General features: G+C 63.7%; 15 protein-coding genes and 1 pseudogene. 6 read left to right on the plus strand and 10 right to left on the minus strand.

The window, feature by feature from the left end:
• The 5 genes and pseudogenes from FJ471_RS30250 to FJ471_RS30275 form a co-directional block, all read left to right on the plus strand.
• Nucleotides 1–256, plus strand: a pseudogene (locus FJ471_RS30250) (ABC transporter permease); the annotation flags it as partial.
• Nucleotides 253–1317, plus strand: a complete 1065-nt coding sequence (locus FJ471_RS30255) for an ABC transporter ATP-binding protein (protein ID WP_140808868.1) — start codon at nucleotides 253–255, stop codon at nucleotides 1315–1317. The pseudogene FJ471_RS30250 and the gene FJ471_RS30255, both read left to right, overlap by 4 nt.
• Nucleotides 1318–1320: 3 nt before the next feature.
• The gene (locus tag FJ471_RS30260; RefSeq protein WP_140808869.1) at nucleotides 1321–2079 is read left to right on the plus strand and encodes an MBL fold metallo-hydrolase; all 759 of its coding nucleotides are present in this window, start codon (nucleotides 1321–1323) and stop codon (nucleotides 2077–2079) included.
• A 489-nt stretch (nucleotides 2080–2568) separates the two neighbouring features.
• Nucleotides 2569–3342 carry an NAD kinase gene (locus tag FJ471_RS30270; RefSeq protein ID WP_140808871.1) on the plus strand — a complete coding sequence of 258 codons (774 nt, stop codon included), beginning with the start codon at nucleotides 2569–2571 and terminating at the stop codon, nucleotides 3340–3342.
• A 293-nt stretch (nucleotides 3343–3635) separates the two neighbouring features.
• Nucleotides 3636–5189 (plus strand): DEAD/DEAH box helicase, encoded by a 1554-nt coding sequence (locus tag FJ471_RS30275; protein WP_181179856.1) that lies wholly within the window; start codon nucleotides 3636–3638, stop codon nucleotides 5187–5189.
• A 66-nt stretch (nucleotides 5190–5255) separates the two neighbouring features.
• Here the strand turns inward: FJ471_RS30275 and FJ471_RS30280 are convergent, their stop codons facing one another.
• The 9 genes from FJ471_RS30280 to FJ471_RS30320 form a co-directional block, all read right to left on the minus strand.
• Nucleotides 5256–5864 carry a hypothetical protein gene (locus tag FJ471_RS30280; protein ID WP_140808876.1) on the minus strand — a complete coding sequence of 203 codons (609 nt, stop codon included), beginning with the start codon at nucleotides 5862–5864 and terminating at the stop codon, nucleotides 5256–5258.
• A gap of 256 nt (nucleotides 5865–6120) precedes the next feature.
• Complete coding sequence (locus FJ471_RS30285; RefSeq protein ID WP_140808878.1) at nucleotides 6121–6771, minus strand: OmpA family protein; 651 nt, start codon at nucleotides 6769–6771, stop codon at nucleotides 6121–6123.
• A gap of 137 nt (nucleotides 6772–6908) precedes the next feature.
• Nucleotides 6909–7277 (minus strand): GFA family protein, encoded by a 369-nt coding sequence (locus FJ471_RS30290; protein WP_140808894.1) that lies wholly within the window; start codon nucleotides 7275–7277, stop codon nucleotides 6909–6911.
• A 149-nt stretch (nucleotides 7278–7426) separates the two neighbouring features.
• Entirely contained in the window at nucleotides 7427–7804 is a 378-nt protein-coding gene (locus tag FJ471_RS30295) for a hypothetical protein (protein WP_140808896.1), read from the minus strand.
• Between the two features lie 294 nt (nucleotides 7805–8098).
• Nucleotides 8099–8503, minus strand: a complete 405-nt coding sequence (locus FJ471_RS30300; RefSeq protein WP_140808880.1) for a GFA family protein — start codon at nucleotides 8501–8503, stop codon at nucleotides 8099–8101.
• Nucleotides 8504–8534: 31 nt separating this feature from the next.
• A protein-coding gene (prfB, locus tag FJ471_RS30305) for a peptide chain release factor 2 (RefSeq protein WP_140808882.1) occupies nucleotides 8535–9666 on the minus strand; the annotation gives its coding sequence in 2 pieces (ribosomal slippage) (nucleotides 8535–9599 and nucleotides 9601–9666; 1131 coding nt in all).
• A gap of 183 nt (nucleotides 9667–9849) precedes the next feature.
• Nucleotides 9850–12306 carry a penicillin-binding protein 1A gene (locus FJ471_RS30310; RefSeq protein ID WP_140808885.1) on the minus strand — a complete coding sequence of 819 codons (2457 nt, stop codon included), beginning with the start codon at nucleotides 12304–12306 and terminating at the stop codon, nucleotides 9850–9852.
• A 230-nt stretch (nucleotides 12307–12536) separates the two neighbouring features.
• On the minus strand, nucleotides 12537–13751 hold the full coding sequence (locus FJ471_RS30315; RefSeq protein ID WP_246684874.1) for an N-acetylmuramoyl-L-alanine amidase: 1215 nt from the start codon (nucleotides 13749–13751) through the stop codon (nucleotides 12537–12539).
• Between the two features lie 341 nt (nucleotides 13752–14092).
• The gene (locus tag FJ471_RS30320; protein ID WP_140808890.1) at nucleotides 14093–14347 is read right to left on the minus strand and encodes a hypothetical protein; all 255 of its coding nucleotides are present in this window, start codon (nucleotides 14345–14347) and stop codon (nucleotides 14093–14095) included.
• Nucleotides 14348–14439: 92 nt separating this feature from the next.
• On the opposite strand from FJ471_RS30320, the gene FJ471_RS30325 reads away from it, so the two are divergent.
• On the plus strand, nucleotides 14440–17388 hold the full coding sequence (locus FJ471_RS30325) for a ribonuclease E/G (protein WP_140808892.1): 2949 nt from the start codon (nucleotides 14440–14442) through the stop codon (nucleotides 17386–17388).
• Between the two features lie 86 nt (nucleotides 17389–17474).
• Here FJ471_RS30325 and FJ471_RS30330 read toward each other — a convergent pair.
• The coding region (locus FJ471_RS30330; RefSeq protein ID WP_181179858.1) for a glutaminase at nucleotides 17475–17585 on the minus strand (111 nt) is incomplete at its 5' end.

Raw genomic sequence — 17585 nt, forward strand, 5'->3', positions numbered from 1 at the left:
GCTCATGATCACCGTGCCGGTCATGGCGCCGGCGATCTTCGCGGGCTTCTTCCTGTCGATGACCTTCTCCTGGGACGAATTCGTCATCTCCTTCCTGCTTACCCGCTTCGAAACGACGCTGCCGGTGGAGATCTGGAACCTTTTACGCTCCGGCCTCAATCCCAAGACAAATGCCGTCGGCTCGCTGGTCTTTGCCGTCTCCATCGTCCTGGTGGTGTTTTTCGAACTGACGCTGTTGCGGAGAAAGCCGGCATGAGCGCGCCCCTGGTCGATATCCGCAACGTCTCGCACCGCTTCGGCCAGCTTGCGGTGCTGAAGAACGTCTCGCTCGCGATCGAGCCCGGCAGCTACACGATCCTGCTCGGACCGTCGGGCTCCGGCAAGACGACGCTGCTTTCGATCCTCGGCGGCTTCGTCGCGCCCAGCGAGGGCAAGGTGTTCATCCGTGGCGCGGACTGCACCGCCGTGCCGCCGGCCAAACGACCGACGACCACCGTGTTCCAGGATTATGCGCTGTTTCCGCATATGAGCGTCGGCGGCAATGTCGGCTTCGGGCTGCGCATGCAGGGCGTCGATGGCGCGACCCGGGCGGCGAAGGCGCGCGATGCGCTGGCCCTCGTCGGGCTGGCGGCCGCCTTCGACAAGAAGCCGCATCAGCTTTCCGGCGGCCAGCGGCAGCGAGTCGCGCTCGCCCGCGCGCTGGTCATCGAGCCGGCGGTGCTTCTGCTCGACGAACCGCTCGGCGCGCTGGATCTCAAGCTGCGCCGGCAGATGCAGGACGAACTGAAGGCGATCCAGAAGCGCGTCGGCACCGCCTTCATCCATGTCACCCACGATCAGGAAGAAGCGATGGCGCTGGCCGACCATTGCGTGGTGATGAACGACGGCCGCATCGAGGACGAAGGCCCGCCCGAGCGGGTCTATGCGCGGCCGGCGACGCGTTTTTCCGCGACCTTCATGGGCGAGAGCACCATCCTTGCCGGCACCGTGACCGAAGCGAGGAACGGGATCGTCACGGCCTCGACGGCGGTAGGCTCGATATCACTGCCCGGCGCACCGCCTGCCGGCGCGACGGTTGCGCTCGCGATCCGACCCGAGCACCTTGCCCTCGGCGAAGCGAAGGGCGATGTCGCGCTGGGTACGGCCAAGATCGGCGATGTCGTCTTCCAGGGCAGCTTCAAACGCGTGCTGGCCGCCTCGTTGCTGGACCCGGCACTGCAATTCATCGCCAAGGCCCCCGCTTCCGCCGCTGTCCAGGCAGGCGACATGACAGCGGTTTCATGCCAGGCTCAAGACATCATCCTGCTGGCGGACTGAGCCATGAGCATGCTTCCGGTCATCGAGGCTCCGGACTGGTACGAGACCATCCGCCTGAGCGACGACGTCACGCTCATCCACGAGCCATGGATAAAACCGTTCTTCCGCTGCAACATGTGGCATGTGCGCGGCCGCGACCGCGATCTTTTGTTCGACACCGGCCTCGGCCATTTCAGCCTGAAACGTCATGTGCCGCTGGTGAGCGAGCGCACGCTTACCTGCGTCGCCAGCCACACGCATTTCGACCATATCGGCTGCCATCACGAGTTCCCGGACCGCTGCGTGCACAGCGCCGAGGCGGCAATCCTGGCCGATCCGCGCAACGAATGGACGGTCGCCGACCGTTACGCCAATGAGGAGATGTTCGACGGCGCGCCCGAAGGCTGGGACACGGCGCGCTACCGGATCCTGCCCGCGCCGGCCGGTCGGCTGCTCGAGCACGGCGACGTCGTCGATCTCGGCGACCGCGCCTTCGAGGTCATCCACACGCCTGGACATTCGCCAGGCGGCATCGCGCTTTACGAAAAGAAGACCGGCATCCTGCTGTCCGGCGACATCGTCTATGACGGGCCGCTGATCGACGACGTCTATCACTCCGATATCGAGGACTATGTCGCAACACTGCTTGCCATGCGCGGGCTCGACGTGTCGGTCGTGCATGGCGGCCATTTTCCGAGCTTCGGCAAGGTGCGCTACCGGCAGCTCATCGACGAGTATGTCACGGGCAAACGCAAGGCCGGCTGCCACTTGCAGGGCGGCTGAGCGAACAGGGAAGCGAAGCCTGGCCTTGTTTTTACGCAATTCCGGACGGAAAACCGCTCACACTTTTCCTGGAATTGCTAAAGCGCCCTTTGCGGGCAAGGAGTTCCCGTGGCGTCACCGCAGCGGGAAGCCGTCGGCTGCGGCCGCTGGCTCATCTCTTCCGAATGACGCACCAGTTCAGCGAACATGAGCGCGAAACTTCCCATCATCAGGAAGACTATGATCAGACGCGTTACCGGCAATAGACAGGTCTCTCGACTGGCTAGCCCCCGCCAACCCATCTCCTGTCGGCTAACATGATCGATCCGGCTTTACGAGTGTTTAAGCTTCGCCTTAACCATAGCAGCCATCACATTCGTGTCGCGGCTGTCACGAAGCGCGATTGCCGGGTGTGACCCGCCGGCCAGCGCAGCGCCCTTCACAGATATGGCCGGCGCATGCTACGCCGTCGCCGGCGCGGCCCCCGCAGACGGTCGCCCTCCGGGAGCCATGAGCAAAGCCGCCAGCCGTTTCGCCTTCGTCTCTTCCGATACCGACGACGCCCGCGCCGCGCTGGAAAGCCTGTCCGCGCGCTACGGGCAGGTGCCTGTCGCGGACGCCGAGATCATCATTGCGCTGGGCGGCGACGGCTTTCTTCTGCAGACGCTGCGCGAGACGATGAGCACGGGCAAGAAGGTCTACGGCATGAACCGTGGCACCATCGGCTTCCTGATGAACGAGTATCGCGCCGGCGGGCTCGAGGAACGCATCGCGGCCGCGGTCGCCGAGACGATCCGCCCACTGGAAATGGTCGCCGTGACGCATGACGGCGAAACCATTTCGGCGCCGGCCATCAACGAGGTGGCGCTGTGGCGCCAGTCCTACCAGACGGCGAAGATCCGCATCACCGTCGACGGCCAGGTACGGCTGGAGGAGCTGAATTGCGACGGCGTGATGATCGCGACGCCCGCCGGCTCCACCGCCTACAATCTGTCCGCGCATGGGCCGATCCTGCCGCTCGATGCGCCGCTTTTGGCGCTGACGCCGGTCAGTCCGTTCCGCCCGCGCCGCTGGCGCGGCGCGTTGCTGTCCAACAAGGCGACCATACGCTTCGACATCCTGGAAGCCGAAAAGCGTCCGGTGAATGCCGCGGCCGATCATACCGAGGTCAAGGCCGTAGCCTCCGTCACCGTGCGGGAATCGCCGACGGCAACGGCAACCTTGCTGTTCGATCCGAACCATTCATGGAACGAACGTATCCTTGCCGAGCAGTTCCGCTACTGAGCCGGCGCAACGATACTGTTTCGATCAATGCATGTGGCCCAAAAGCGCGCAGCGGTTTTGGAACACGACATGCATCAAGCAAAGATTTAAAGCGCGTAGCCTGATTCCGTTTCGACGCGACGCGCTTTAAGCATCGCGATTAAGGTTACGTCTTCACAATCTCTGTATTTCGGTCCGTTTCTGTGGACAAATCGAGGGCTTGCGCCTAACTGCAACACCGATCTTGCAGGCGCGCGGCGCCTGCCGCGGCTGCTGTGCCGCGCTTTTCCCAACCAACCAAAGACAACAAACACTTGTCCTCAGACACCACGATCGCTCAAGAAGCGTTGACATTCTCAGACCTCGGCCTGTCGCCGAAGGTGCTCTCCGCAGTCACCGATGCCGGCTACACCAAGCCGACGCCGATCCAGGCCGGCGCCATCCCGCATGCGCTGCTCGGCAAGGACGTGCTGGGCATCGCCCAGACCGGCACCGGCAAGACCGCTTCCTTCGTGCTGCCGATGCTGACGCGCCTTGAAAAAGGCCGGGCGCGAGCCCGCATGCCGCGCACGCTGATCCTCGAACCGACTCGCGAGCTTGCCGCGCAGGTCGAGGAAAACTTCGTCAAATACGGCAAGAACCACAAGCTCAACATCGCGCTCTTGATCGGCGGCGTCTCCTTCGACGAGCAGGACAAGAAGCTCGAGCGCGGCGCCGATGTGCTGATCGCGACGCCCGGCCGCCTGCTCGACCACCGCGAGCGCGGCAAGCTGCTGCTCAACGGTGTCGAGATCCTCGTCATCGACGAGGCCGACCGCATGCTCGACATGGGCTTCATCCCCGATATCGAGCGCATCTGCGAGATGATCCCGTTCACACGCCAGACGCTGTTCTTCTCGGCAACGATGCCGCCGGAGATCACCAAGCTCACCGAGAAATTCCTGCATGCGCCGGTGCGCGTCGAGGTCTCCAAGGCCGCCTCCACCGCGACCAGCATCACGCAGCGCCTGGTGAAGTCCGGCAACAAGCCCTGGGACAAGCGCGAGACGCTGCGCAATCTGATCAAGGCCGAAGACGCCGAGCTGAAGAACGCCATCATCTTCTGCAACCGAAAGGTCGAAGTGTCGGAGCTGTTCCGCTCGCTGTTGAAGCATGATTTCGACGCGGGTGCCCTGCATGGCGACATGGACCAGCGAGCCCGCATGCAGATGCTCGCCAATTTCCGTGACGGCAAGCTGCGCTACCTCGTTGCCTCGGACGTCGCCGCGCGCGGTCTCGACATTCCCGATGTCAGCCACGTCTTCAACTACGACGTGCCGATCCATGCCGAGGACTATGTCCACCGCATCGGCCGCACCGGCCGGGCCGGACGCGCCGGCAAGTCGTTCACCATCGCGACGCGCTCCGACACCAAATATGTCGACGCCATCGAGAGGCTGATCGGCACCAAGATCGAATGGCATGACGGCGACCTGTCGACCGTGACCGAAAGCGAAGGCGAGGAGCAGCCGCGCCGTGGCCGTGGCGCGCCGCGTCGCGCCGGCCGCAAGGACGAGGACCGCAAGGACGAGCGCAAAGAACGTGGCGAGCGCAAGAAGGACCGTCACGCCAAGCGCGACGAGACGCCCGATGCCGCGAGCGACGAGCAGCCTGTCGCCGAAGTGGCCGACATCGCCGAACGCCGCGCCCGCAAGGACGCGATTCGTTCCGAGAACGAGCGCAAGGGCCCGGGCAACCGTCACGAGCAGCGCGGCGACGCCCGTCCGCAGCGCGACCGCCCCGGCCGCCACCGTCAGGAAGAAGACGATGCGACCGTCGGCTTCGGCGATGACGTGCCGGCCTTCATGCGGATCGTCGCGAAGGTCTGAAGCCGCTCGTACCGACAGAATGAAAACGGCCCCGAACGGGGCCGTTTCCTTTCGTAGCGCCCTGCCCTACATCGGCCCAGGCATCATCTTGGTCGGCTTCTCCAGCATCGGGAAATCGGCCTTGCTGCATGTCACCTTCGGGTTGGTCGGGGTGAACATGCCGTTCGGATTGTCCCTGAACAGCCAGGCATGCAGGTCGTAGTGGACGAACTCCCTCGGGATGAGCGGGTAGTGTCCTTCCATCGGCCCCATGAATTTCTGGCCGAACAGCGTCGGAGCTTCCTTCACGTCCGGCGTCAGCGGCACCAGCCATTCCACGCCGACCAGCTTCAGGCCTTTCCTGGTCGGCTCGTAGATCAGGACATTGGGCTTCATCGGGTCGAGCGGCTTGCCGATGCTCGGGACGTTGACGAAATGGATGCCCATTGCGCCTTTCGGATAATACATCGCGCCGGCTATCTTCTCGCCGGCGTAATGGACGCAGCCGACGGTCGACAAATAGAGGTCGCGCACGGCGGCCGTGTAGTCTTCATATTTGGCGAGAGACTTCTTCAAGGCTTCGATGTCGGCCTTGCTGGCATCCTCGGCCTGGGCCGCGGCGGAACCGAGCCATGTGCCGATGAGACCTGCCAAAGCGAGGACGCCGCAGCGCCCGAGACGAGCTGTTCTTGTCATGCATTCCTCCCAGATTTCCTTGATCTGGCCGTGCAAGACCGGGGCGGTAGAAGCTGATTGCGCGGCCGGTTGACCGCCCCATCCCCTCTGGAACAGCAGGATGGTAGTCCTTTCCCCGGCTCTGGAAAAGTATCAATTAGAAGAAGCTAATGGCCTAAGACTTTCGACCCATCTTTGGGCAGCGCCAAAACAAAAAACGGCCCTGTACAGGGCCGTTTTGCGTCGCGGGAAATGCGCCCCTTCGGGCGGCTTTCTCTCAGGTGAGCGGCGACAACTGGATTTCGACGCGCCGGTTCTGCTCGCGGCCCTGGGCCGTCGCATTGGATGCGATCGGGCGCGTCTTGCCGAAGCCAGTGACGGCGAAGCGGCGCTGATCGACGCCCTGGCCGGACAGGTAGTTGGCCACGGCGAGCGCGCGGCGCTGCGACAGGTCGAAATTGTGCTGGTCGCCGCCGGTCGAATCGGTGTGACCGAACACGTCCACCGTGGTCTGGCGGAACTTCTTCAGCACCAGCGCTACCGAATTCAGCACCGGATAGAAGCCCGGCTTCACCGCGTCCTGGTCGACGTTGAAGGTGATGTCGGATGGCATGTTGAGGATGATCTGGTCGCCGCTGCGCGTGACGCTGACGCCAGTGCCCTGCAACTGGCGGCGCAGCTCGGCCTCGTTCTGATCCATCGTCGCGCCGATCGCGCCGCCGGCGAGCGCGCCGATACCGGCGCCGATCAACGCGTTGCGGCGGTCGTTGCCGCCGGCGAGCAGGCCGAGGCTCGCGCCTGCCAGCGCGCCAAGCCCGGCACCGGCCGCCGTATTGGAGATCTTCTGGTCGCCGGTATACGGATCGGTGGTGGTGCAGGCGCTCACCAGTACAGCCGTCGCCACGGCGACGAGCACGGTCTTCTTCATGAGATTGGTCCCTCTCCAACTCGCGGCCTTTGCGGCCGCGCCAAATCAGCCCTTCCGCAGCCTTGTAGCATGAAATGCGGCGAAAAACGGAACGGGAATGCGGCCGGCAAAGCTCGGCGGCCGTTCCCGCTTCGCGTCTACCACAAATTCTTGCCGTCGATGACCACCACCTCGACCTTGTCCAAGTCGAAATCGTCCAACAGGCGCGAATTGACGCTGATCTTCGGGTTGTCGAAGTCCGGCTTTCCAGTCGACCAATCGGGTGTTTCCGTGAAGGTGCCGCAGCCGCACGTGGCGCAGAAACCGTGCTTCACGGTCTTCGAGCCCCAGCGATAGAAGGAGACGTTCTCCGGCGGGCTTGTGAGCTTGAATTGCGACGGCACATAGTAGGCCCATAGCGACCCGCGCTTCGAGCAAAACGAGCATGTGCATTGCGTCACCGTCTGCGGCGCCTCGGCAACCTCGAAGGTTGTCGCCTTGCAGTGGCAGCTTCCCTTGATGGTCATGAACTCACCTCTCGCATTGCCTGCCGCCACGGGATTCCCCTGGCGGCAGGGCAACATAAAGAAGCGATCCTGACAACTGCCTGTCAGCAGCGTCGAGATATGCTGGCGCGCTCGAAGCCCTCCCGCGCCTCACGTTTGGCTCGCCAGGTCTAGTAAGAGGGTGGCGGCACGAACAGGCAGATGGTCTTGCCGGCATCGAGCCCGGCCTGATGCGCGCACCAGTGGTATTCGCCGTCGGGCGAATTCTTGATCCGCTTGTCGCTATAGGCCACCACCTCGCCCGTGCCCTTTATGACATAGCCTTCGGGCCGCTCGCTGATCGACGACTGCGGCACCTCCTTGCAATCGAAGTTGGCACAGCAGGCAAAGGGGTATTTCCAGCCCTGCGGCATAGCCGCCGTGGGTTGGGCGTCGTGCGCGACGGCCGGCGGCGCCAGCACCGAGATGGCTCCAATTGCGAAGAGAGAGAACAAAAGTCGGCCAGCCGGTCGAACGGCTTGGGCCGATCTTGATATGGCAGCAGACATCGAAACGTTCCTTTCGAGCATCAAGCGTTTTCGCTTGCCCGTTCCCGGAACGTGTCTTCCCAGTGGCCGGATCGTCGGTCGCAGATATGCCGCATCCGGCCATAAATGCTTTTAACCCCAACTCGAAAGCTGGGCTGATTCCTCGACTGGCGCAAGCAACCGCTTGCAACGGCGATGCAGCGATTGACGCCAGCCTCTGCCATCCAGAATCGTGCGCCGGCTTGGTTAATGACCGGTTAGCCGCACGGTGCCGGTGCCCGACAACGGGATTGGGCTCAAGCTGGTTCCAGACGTTCAGCCGGGAACATGCCCATCATACTGTGGCAGGTCGTCGGTGATCGTGAACCACTTCGCCTTCGATCCGACAAAGATGTGCGCGGTCGGCCGTATGGTCGGATCGTCGACCAGCGTGCCCATGGCGACATGCACATAGGCGCCGTCGCGGACCAACGAATAGAGCAGCGAGCCGCATCGCCCGCAATGCGCGTCGTGGCCGTTCTCGTCGCCGAAGATCAGCAGTTCGCCCTCGCCCGCGGTGAGATGGAACTTGTCGCGCTCGATGCCGGCGAAGGGCTTGAACGGTGCACCCGTCGTGCGCCGGCAGTTCGAGCAATGGCAGTTCGCCGCGTAAGAGAACTCGTCCGCCACCTCGTAGCGGGCGGAGCCGCAGAAGCATTTTCCGGTAAGTTTGCGCGTCACCGGTTCTTCCTCCCCTACAGCGCCGGAAATCCTAGTCGAGGTCCGCCACCGCTTCGCCGGCGCCGCCTTCGATGCGATGCGACAGCGAAGCTTCCATGAACTCGTCGAGATCCCCGTCAAGCACGCTCGACGGCGAGGTGCTCTCAACGCCGGTGCGCAGATCCTTCACCAGCTGATAGGGCTGCAGCACATAAGAGCGGATCTGGTGGCCCCAGCCAATGTCGCTCTTCGATGCCTCGGTGGCGTTGGCGACCGCCTCACGCTTCTTCAGCTCTTCCTCGTAAAGCCGCGAGCGCAGCATTTCCCAAGCCTTGGCGCGATTCTTGTGCTGCGAGCGTTCGGCCTGGCAGGCGACCGCGATGCCGGTCGCGAGATGGGTGATGCGCACGGCGGAGTCGGTGGTGTTGACGTGCTGACCGCCCGAACCCGAGGAGCGATAGGTGTCGATGCGGACATCGGATTCCGAAACGTCGATCTCAATCTTGTCGTCGACGACAGGATAGACCCAGATACTGGAGAACGACGTGTGGCGGCGCGCATTGCTGTCATAGGGCGAAATACGCACCAGGCGGTGGACCCCCGATTCCGTCTTCAGCCAGCCATAGGCGTTGTGGCCCTTGATCAGCACGGTAGCTGACTTGATACCGGCCTCTTCACCGTCATGGACTTCCAGCACCTCGACCTTGAAGCGGCGGCGCTCGGCCCAGCGCGTATACATGCGCAACAGCATCGAGGCCCAGTCCTGGCTCTCGGTGCCGCCGGCGCCGGCGTGGACTTCGAGGTAGGTGTCGTTGGCGTCGGCTTCGCCCGAGAGCAGCGTTTCGACCTGGCGGGCTTTGGCTTCGCCCTGCATCGAGCGCAGCGCTGCCTCAGCCTCGGCGATGATGCCGTCGTCGCCCTCTTCCTCGCCGAGCTCGATCAGGCCGATATTGTCTTCCAGCGCCTGGGTCATTCCCTTGACCGCGGCGATGCCGTCCTCGAGCTCCTGGCGCTCCCGCATCAGCTTCTGCGCTTCGGTCGGATCGTTCCAGAGGCTGGAATCCTCGGCGCGCGAATTCAGGTACTCAAGCCGCTTTACAGCCTGATCCCAGTCAAAGATGCCTCCTCAGCAGGGTTATCGCCTGCCTGATCTCGTCGACAATGTTGAGCGTTTCCGCGCGCATGGCTCTTCGTTCGGTCCTGTTCTTTTCGGTCTTTTCGGAATAGGCGCGATACATAGGCACGGCATCGCCGACTGTAAAGCGAAATGGGCCGGCTCAACCGTGCCCCCGAAAAGTGGAAACCTGTTTTCGGAAAAGGTCACGGTCCAGGAACAAGTCGCCGGCCGATTTCGAGAATTCAGGAGATCAATAGAGGCCGCCGCCGCCGTCCTGGATGGCCTGGTTGGCCTGCGGCGACAGCGCTCCGCCGGAACCGTTCGAGCCATCCGCGCCCATGCCGATCACCCAGTAGCTGTCGGCCGGTCCGGTCCCTGGCTTGAACGCCTCGATGATGGTGTTCGGATCGCCTTCGGCGGCGCGCATGCCGGTCTTGCGGTTGATGGCGATCAGCTTCATCCCCTCCGGAACCTGGAAGTCGGTGTTCGGCTTGCCGTCGAGCGCCACACGCATGAAATCCTTGAAGATCGGGGCCGCCAGGCCGCCGCCGGTGGCGCCATGGCCAAGGCCGCGCGGCGTGTCGTAGCCCATATAGAGGCCGACGACGAGGTTCGGGGTGAAGCCGATGAACCAGGCGTCCTTCTCGTCATTGGTCGTGCCGGTCTTGCCGGCAATGTGGCGGCCGAGCTCGCCGATGGTGGCGCCGGTGCCGCGCTGCACGACGCCTTCCATCATCGAGGTGATCTGGTAGGCGGTCATAGGGTCGAGCACCTGCTCGGAATTGTCGACCAGTTCCGGCTCGGACTGGTTCTTCCATTCGGTGGCGTTGCAGCCTTCGCAGCCGCGCTCGTCCTGCTTGAACACCGTCTTGCCGTAGCGGTCCTGGATCCGGTCGATCAGCGAAGGTTTGATCGATTTGCCGCCATTGGCCATGATCGAATAGGCCGAGACCATGCGCATGACCGTGGTTTCGCCCGAGCCCAGCGCCATCGGCAGATAGGGCGCCAGGTGATCGTAGACGCCGAAGCGTTCGGCATATTCGACGACGAGCTTCATGCCCATGTCGTTGGCGAGCCGCACAGTCATCAGGTTGCGCGACTTCTCGATGCCGGACCGCAGCGTGGCCGGGCCGGCGACCGTGCCGTCATAGTTCTTCGGTGTCCAGGTCGTGTTGCCGCTCTGGATGGTGATCGGGCCGTCCATGATCACCGACGCCGGCGTGTAGCCGTTATCGAGCGCCGCCGAATAGACGATCGGCTTGAACGAGGAGCCGGGCTGACGCATCGCCTGCGTGGCGCGGTTGAACTCCGACTGCGCGTAGGAGAAGCCGCCGACCATGGCGAGCACGCGGCCGGTGTGCGGATCCATGGCGACGAGGCCGCCCTCCACCTCAGGCACCTGGCGCAGCATGTAGGTGTTGTCGGAGCCGTCGTTCTTCTGCACGAAGACGACGTCGCCCGGCTCCAGCACTTCAGCCGGAGACTTCGCTCTCACCGACTTGCCGTTGACGAAGTGGCGCATGGCGAAGCCCATGTCGTCCTTGCTGACGGTGCCCTCGACGCGTTCCTTGACGAGATCGCCGGAGATCTGCCGCGTTGGCTGGATACCGACGGTCAGGCCGGAGGCAGAGCTGTCCAGCACGACGGCCAGCGTCCATTCCGGCACGTCTTCAAGGCCCTTCACATTGCCGAGCGGCACGCCCCAGTCGCCAGAGACGTCGATATGGGTGACCGGACCGCGATAGCCGCGCAGCATGTCGTATTTGAGCAGGCCGTTCTGCATCGCCTTGCGCGCGATAAGCTGGATCTTCGGATCGAGCGTGGTGCGCACCGACAGGCCGCCCTCGTAGAGGGCATTCTCGCCATAGCGCGAGATGATCTGGCGGCGGACCTCCTCGGTGAAGTACTCGCCGGCGAACAGGTAGGAGCCGTTACGGCGCGGCGTCACGCCGAGCGGCTCGGCCTTGGCCTTGTCGCCTTCCTCGCGCGTGACGTAGCCGTTCTCGACCATCTGATCGATGACCCAGTTGCGGCGCTCCAGCGCACGGTCGGCATGCTTGAAGGGATGATAGTTGTTAGGGCCTTTCGGCAACGAGGCGAGATAGGCGGCTTCCGCGACGGTGAGTTCGTTCACCGACTTGTCGAAATAGGTGAGCGCCGCGCCCGCGACGCCGTAGGCACCGAAGCCGAGGAATATCTCGTTGAGATAGAGCTCGAGGATGCGGTCCTTCGAATAGGCCTGCTCGATGCGGAAGGCCAGGATCATCTCCTTGATCTTGCGCTCATAGGTCTGATCCGAGGTGAGCAGGAAGTTCTTCGCCACCTGCTGCGTGATCGTCGAGGCGCCGACCTGCCGCCGGCCGGAACCGAAATTCTGCAAGTTGACGATGACGGCGCGGCCGAGACCGGTGATGTCGATGCCGGGGTGGCTGTAGAAATTCTTGTCCTCGGCCGAGAGGAAAGCGGCCTTGACGCGGTCCGGGATCGCCTGAATCGGCAGATAGAGGCGCCGCTCGCGCGCATATTCGGCCATCAGAGCGCCGTCCGAGGCGTGAATGCGCGTCGTCACCGGCGGCTCGTACTTGGCCAGCACCTCGTAGTCGGGCAGGTCCTTCGTCAGATGGCTGATATAGATGGCAAGGCCGGCCGCCACCAGCAGCGCCAGCGTCGTGCCGATGCCAAAGAAATAGCCGATGAGACGAATCATGCCCGCTCCAGTCCGAGGTTCGGGAATTTCCTAAACGAAGCCGACAGTCGCGCAAGCTTCCCGAGGCGGTCCCAATCCGCAATCAAAAAACCCATGTCGCGACCATGTGGACAAAATACGGCAGCGCGAAATTTGAGGACTCGGTTGCCGGATAATAACGCCGGGTGTTGTCGTCATGCAACGCTGCTTGTGGTTGTAGACGTCCGGCGGTTGTGGTCGGGTGCGGCGGGTCAGCCGCCCGTCGCGGTTCCGGCCTTGGCGGCGGCAAACAGGGCAATCGCGTTGGTTATGCTTTGCGCAGCCTTGCCGCGCCAATCGGCATTGAGCAGCTGCGCCTCGTCCTTGATGTTGGAAAGATAACCGAGCTCCACCAGAACGGACGGCACGTCGGGGGCCTTGAGCACCCTGAAGCCGGCCGAGCGCTGCGGATTGTTGATCAAGCCGACGCTGGTCGACAACTGGCCGACCAGCGTATGGGCGAAGCTCATCGAGAAACCATGGGTTTCGCGGCGGATAAGGTCGATCAGGATGTCGGTGACTTCCTTGTTGTCGTCCTCGATCTTCATTCCGGCGAACTGGTCGGAGAGGTTCTCGCGATCGGCAAGCGCCTGGGCTTCGGGATCGGAGGCCTTGTCCGAGAGCGTGTACACCGTGGCGCCGCGAAGACCTTTGACGGCGATCGTATCCGCATGAATGGAGATCAAGAGATCGGCCTCGTGCTGGCGCGCGATGCGCACGCGTTCGTCCAGCGCCAGGTACACGTCGTTGTCGCGGGTCATGTAGACCTCGTATTTGCCGACAGCGGCCAGCTTGTCGCGCAGTTCCTTGGCAAAGGCGAGCGTGACGTCCTTCTCGACCGTGCCGGCGGAGCTTTCGGCGCCGCCATCGACGCCGCCATGACCCGGGTCGATAACCACCGTGAAGCGATGGCCGGGCGCCGAGATCGGTCCGGTGCCGACCCGCTCGCCCTTTTCGGTGGAAACCGTCGAACCGGTCGTCAGCGACTGGTTGGCGAGGGCTTCGTCGAACTCCCGCTCGGAAGCGGCCGACATATCGATGGCGATGCGGTAGCCGCTGCCATCGTCGTTCTTGAGCACGTCGAGCTTGTCGACGGCGAAAGGCCCCTTGCCGGTGAGGATCAGGCGCGAACCATGTCCCTGATCGCCGTAGCGAACGGCCCGGACCAGACCGCGCGGCTTCACATCCTTGGCGCCGAGAGCGAATCGCGTGCGCGGCAGATCGACGACCAGGCGATCGGGGCCGCGCAGCAGGAACCATTTGACGTCCGGCTCGCGGTCGAAGTTCACGACGATGCGCATCTTGGTGGCGTCGCCAGCCATCTTGTAGCCGGTCGCGCCAAGCAGGGTGTCGGCGTGCGCGGCGGCAAAGCAGGACAACAGGACGGTCAGCAGCAAGGCGGCGCAGGCCAGGCGCAGGAAAAGCACAGCGGCCCCACTCCTCTTGTCTGCGGCGCCCGCCGGTCCCATCTCTTACTTGCCGCTCCCGGTTTGACGCATTTGCGCCCGGCCTGCTCGCCGAATGCCTGTCAGGCCACCAACTCGATTAACGATTGGTATTCAGAGAAGGTTAACCAAGCCTTTCATGGGCGCGACGAAAGGCACCTTCCCCTGCGGAAGCGCTTTTTGCCGGCATCCGAAATCGGGGTTGCCTTCCATCCCGCCAAATCATAAAAGCGACGTTGGATCACTGCAATCCTGGAACCGCTCGCCTCAGCAGTTTCCTGCCAAAGGTCGGATGCAAAGGCGGCTCCGTTATCCTTCCGGGCTCAGGTGGTCGCGACGATTTTCGCAGGCGTGCTCCCGTGGCGGGGGAATCGCTTGCGTGAGGAAAACGGCCGGGTTTGCCCCGCGCCGGCTCTTCGTGAGCAAACAAGCTGGTCCGGCTCAGCCGGGCTTTGGTTCAAAAGGTTCTGCTGGGTGCCGATGGCTTCAAGCGCAATCATGGAAAGGTCCGCATCAAACCGCGCCATATTGGCTGCGGGCGGCACCGCCATTGCGCTCAAGCGGCGGCCGGCGGACATTCAATTATCCGGCATGCACACAGATACAGGCGCACAGCGGCGGGCACTGCCACGCCAACTGCGGCCGTCGGCTGCCGGCAGGAAACAAAATAATGCCCAACAAAATGCTAATAGACGCCTCCCACCCGGAGGAAACACGCGTTGTCGTCGTTCGCGGTAACCGCATCGAAGAATTCGACTTTGAATCCCAGGACAAGAAGCAGCTCAAAGGAAACATCTATCTCGCCCGCGTAACTCGCGTCGAACCTTCCCTCCAGGCAGCCTTTGTCGAGTATGGCGGCAACCGTCACGGTTTTCTCGCCTTCAGCGAAATTCATCCCGATTATTACCAGATCCCGGTCGCCGACCGTCAGGCCCTGCTGCGCGCCGAGGCGCAGGAGGCCGAGGACGAAGACGACGAGGAGGCCGAGAACGGCGAAGAGCAGCAGGCGCGCGATCGCGGCGGCCGACGCAACCGGCGTCGTGGCGGCAAGAGCCGCGACCGCGGCGAGCACAAGCACGACGCTGCTTCCCCGGAAAGCGGGGAAAGCCTGGCTGAGGCCATAGCGACCAACGAAACCGCTGCCGAGGCAGCGGAGGGCGAGGATACCGCCGGCGAGCCCGCCGATGCCCAAGCGGAAAATGCCGAAACGATCTCCGAGGCCGTCGAGGTCGCGTCGGAAACGTCTGAAGAGACTGGCGGCGACGCCGCAACTGCCGACGACGAGGATGGCAAGCTGTCCGAAGGCGGGCCCACCTCGATCGCCGCAAGCGTCGAAGCCGACGTGATTTCCGAGGCGGTTCCGCAAACGGATCAGCCCGAACAGACTGGCCCCGAGCAGGTTGGCGAAGCCACCGCCAGCGACAACGATCGCGGCATGCTGGAGGATGTCTCGTCCTCGCATTCGGACGAGCACGAGGTCGAATCGGTCGGCGCCGAAGATGCGCTCGAGGAGATCCGCAGCCGCCGCAAGCCGGTGCGCCGCCAGTACAAAATCCAGGAAGTCATCAAGCGTCGCCAGATCCTCCTGGTGCAGGTGGTCAAGGAAGAGCGCGGCAACAAGGGCGCTGCGCTCACCACGTACCTCTCGCTTGCCGGCCGCTATTCGGTGCTGATGCCGAACACGGCGCGCGGCGGCGGCATCTCGCGCAAGATCACCAACGCGCAGGACCGCAAGCGCCTGAAGGAGGTCGTGGCCGACCTCGAAGTGCCGCAAGGCATGGGCGTCATCCTGCGCACCGCCGGCGAAAGCCGCACCAAGGCCGAGATCAAGCGCGACTACGAATATCTGATGCGGCTTTGGGAAAACGTCCGCAACCTGACGCTGCAATCGTCGGCCCCTGCCCTGGTCTATGAGGAAGGCAGCCTTATCAAGCGTTCGGTGCGCGACCTCTACAACAAGGATATCGACGAAATCCTGGTCTCCGGCGAGGACGGCTACCGCGAGGCCAAGGACTTCATGCGCATGCTGATGCCGAGCCACGCCAAGGTGGTTCAGCCGTTCCGCGATACCACGCCGATCTTCGTGCGCAACGGCATCGAGGCGCAGCTCGACCGCATGCTGCAGCCGCAGGTGACGCTGAAGAGCGGCGGCTACATCATCATCAACCAGACCGAGGCGCTGGTTTCGATCGACGTCAACTCCGGCCGCTCCACCAAGGAGCATTCGATCGAGGAAACGGCGCTCCACACCAATCTGGAAGCGGCCGAGGAAGTCGCGCGCCAGTTGAGGCTGCGCGACCTTGCCGGCCTCATCGTCATCGACTTCATCGATATGGAGGAGAACCGCAACAACCGCTCCGTCGAGAAGCGGCTGAAGGATCACCTCAAGAACGACCGCGCGCGTATCCAGGTTGGCCGCATCTCGCATTTCGGCCTGATGGAAATGTCGCGCCAGCGCATCCGCGCCAGCGTGCTGGAATCGACCATGAAGCCCTGCCCGCATTGCGGCGGCACCGGCCATGTGCGCTCCGATTCCTCCGTGGCGCTGATGGTGGTGCGGGCGATCGAGGAATTCCTGCTCAAGGATTCGCGCAGCCACATCATCGTGCGCACGCCGGCCGTGACCGCGCTCTACGTGCTCAACCACAAGCGCGCCAACCTGGTGGAACTCGAAGCCCGATTCGGCCTGACCATCACGATCGAGGCCGACGAGACGCTCGGCACCCAGCACTATGCGATCTTCCGTGGCGCCGTTGCCGAAAAGCCGGAAGGCTTTGTCGAGGTGCGCAGCCTGCCGGCCTATGTCGAGCCGGAGGAGCCCGAGGACGAGATCGTCGTCGAGGAAGAGGAAGATGAGGTTTCGACGCGGGCCGAGCAGCCGCGCCACCCGCAGCAGCAGGGTCAGCACCAGCAGCGGCCCGAGGACGGCGAAGGCCGTGATCGCAAGCGTCGCAAGCGCCGGCGGCGGCGCGGCGGCAGGGATCGCGACCGCGAGCACAGTGACGATGCCGCGGCAGCACCGACCGAGGCTGGCGAAACCGACGCCGATGCAACAGATGCAACGGAAGAAGCCGCTCAGGAAGTGACCACCGACAGCGAAGCTGTGGTGGCTGCCGAGGACAGTTCAGCCAAGAAGCGGCGGCGCGGCAAGCGCGGCGGCAAGCGCAATCGCCATGACGACGAGGCTTCAGAGGCAGTTGCCGGCGGCGTCGGGGAAGATGCCGCTGAAGGTGAAGACGCCGCTGGCGAGCCCGTGGTAGCAGCCGAGCCCGAGCAGCCTGCCGCTCCCGCGGCGGCCAATGACGATGCCGAGGCGGTCGAGAAGCCGAAGAAGCCCCGCCGCTCCAGAGCAAAAAAGGTGGCCGAGGAAGCGGTGGCCGAGACGGTGTCCGAACCCGTGGCGGAAGCCCAGGTCGCGCGCGTGGCAGTCGAGCCCGAGCCGGAGGCCGCCGCTGCGGCCGAGGCGGAGCCTGCCGCCAGCGCGCATCCGACGCGGCGCAAGCCGCAGTCGGTCGACGCGCCGGTTGTTCCCGTCGTATCCTCGAAAGTGTCCGACGAGGCCAAGACCGAGGAAAAGCCGAAGCGCGCCGGCTGGTGGCAGCGCAAGGGTTTTTTCTAAACCTTTCAGATCGTTAGATTGATCTCCTGAGAAATCCCGCGCCGCGTTCGGCGCGGGATTTTCGTTTTCGCGCAGGACGCCTTGCTTCAAGGCGCGAAGATCGACCAGTTCATCATCCGGGCGAGCTTCTCCAGCGCGATGGAGCCGAGCTTGGAGTTGCCGTTTTCGTTGAGGCCGGGCGACCAGACGGCCAGCGA

Origin of the sequence: Mesorhizobium sp. B2-7-1 (genome assembly GCF_006440735.1) — a bacterium.
Taxonomy (GTDB): domain Bacteria; phylum Pseudomonadota; class Alphaproteobacteria; order Rhizobiales; family Rhizobiaceae; genus Mesorhizobium.

Bases quoted from the DNA above. Each gene is read 5' to 3' on its own strand.
- FJ471_RS30255 (WP_140808868.1), top strand. From the start codon at position 253: ATGAGCGCGCCCCTGGTCGATATCCGCAACGTCTCGCACCGCTTCGGC.
- FJ471_RS30260 (WP_140808869.1), top strand. From the start codon at position 1,321: ATGAGCATGCTTCCGGTCATCGAGGCTCCGGACTGGTACGAGACCATC.
- FJ471_RS30270 (WP_140808871.1), top strand. From the start codon at position 2,569: ATGAGCAAAGCCGCCAGCCGTTTCGCCTTCGTCTCTTCCGATACCGAC.
- FJ471_RS30280 (WP_140808876.1), bottom strand. From the start codon at position 5,864: ATGACAAGAACAGCTCGTCTCGGGCGCTGCGGCGTCCTCGCTTTGGCA.
- FJ471_RS30285 (WP_140808878.1), bottom strand. From the start codon at position 6,771: ATGAAGAAGACCGTGCTCGTCGCCGTGGCGACGGCTGTACTGGTGAGC.
- FJ471_RS30290 (WP_140808894.1), bottom strand. From the start codon at position 7,277: ATGACCATCAAGGGAAGCTGCCACTGCAAGGCGACAACCTTCGAGGTT.
- FJ471_RS30295 (WP_140808896.1), bottom strand. From the start codon at position 7,804: ATGTCTGCTGCCATATCAAGATCGGCCCAAGCCGTTCGACCGGCTGGC.
- FJ471_RS30310 (WP_140808885.1), bottom strand. From the start codon at position 12,306: ATGATTCGTCTCATCGGCTATTTCTTTGGCATCGGCACGACGCTGGCG.
- FJ471_RS30320 (WP_140808890.1), bottom strand. From the start codon at position 14,347: ATGTCCGCCGGCCGCCGCTTGAGCGCAATGGCGGTGCCGCCCGCAGCC.
- FJ471_RS30325 (WP_140808892.1), top strand. From the start codon at position 14,440: ATGCCCAACAAAATGCTAATAGACGCCTCCCACCCGGAGGAAACACGC.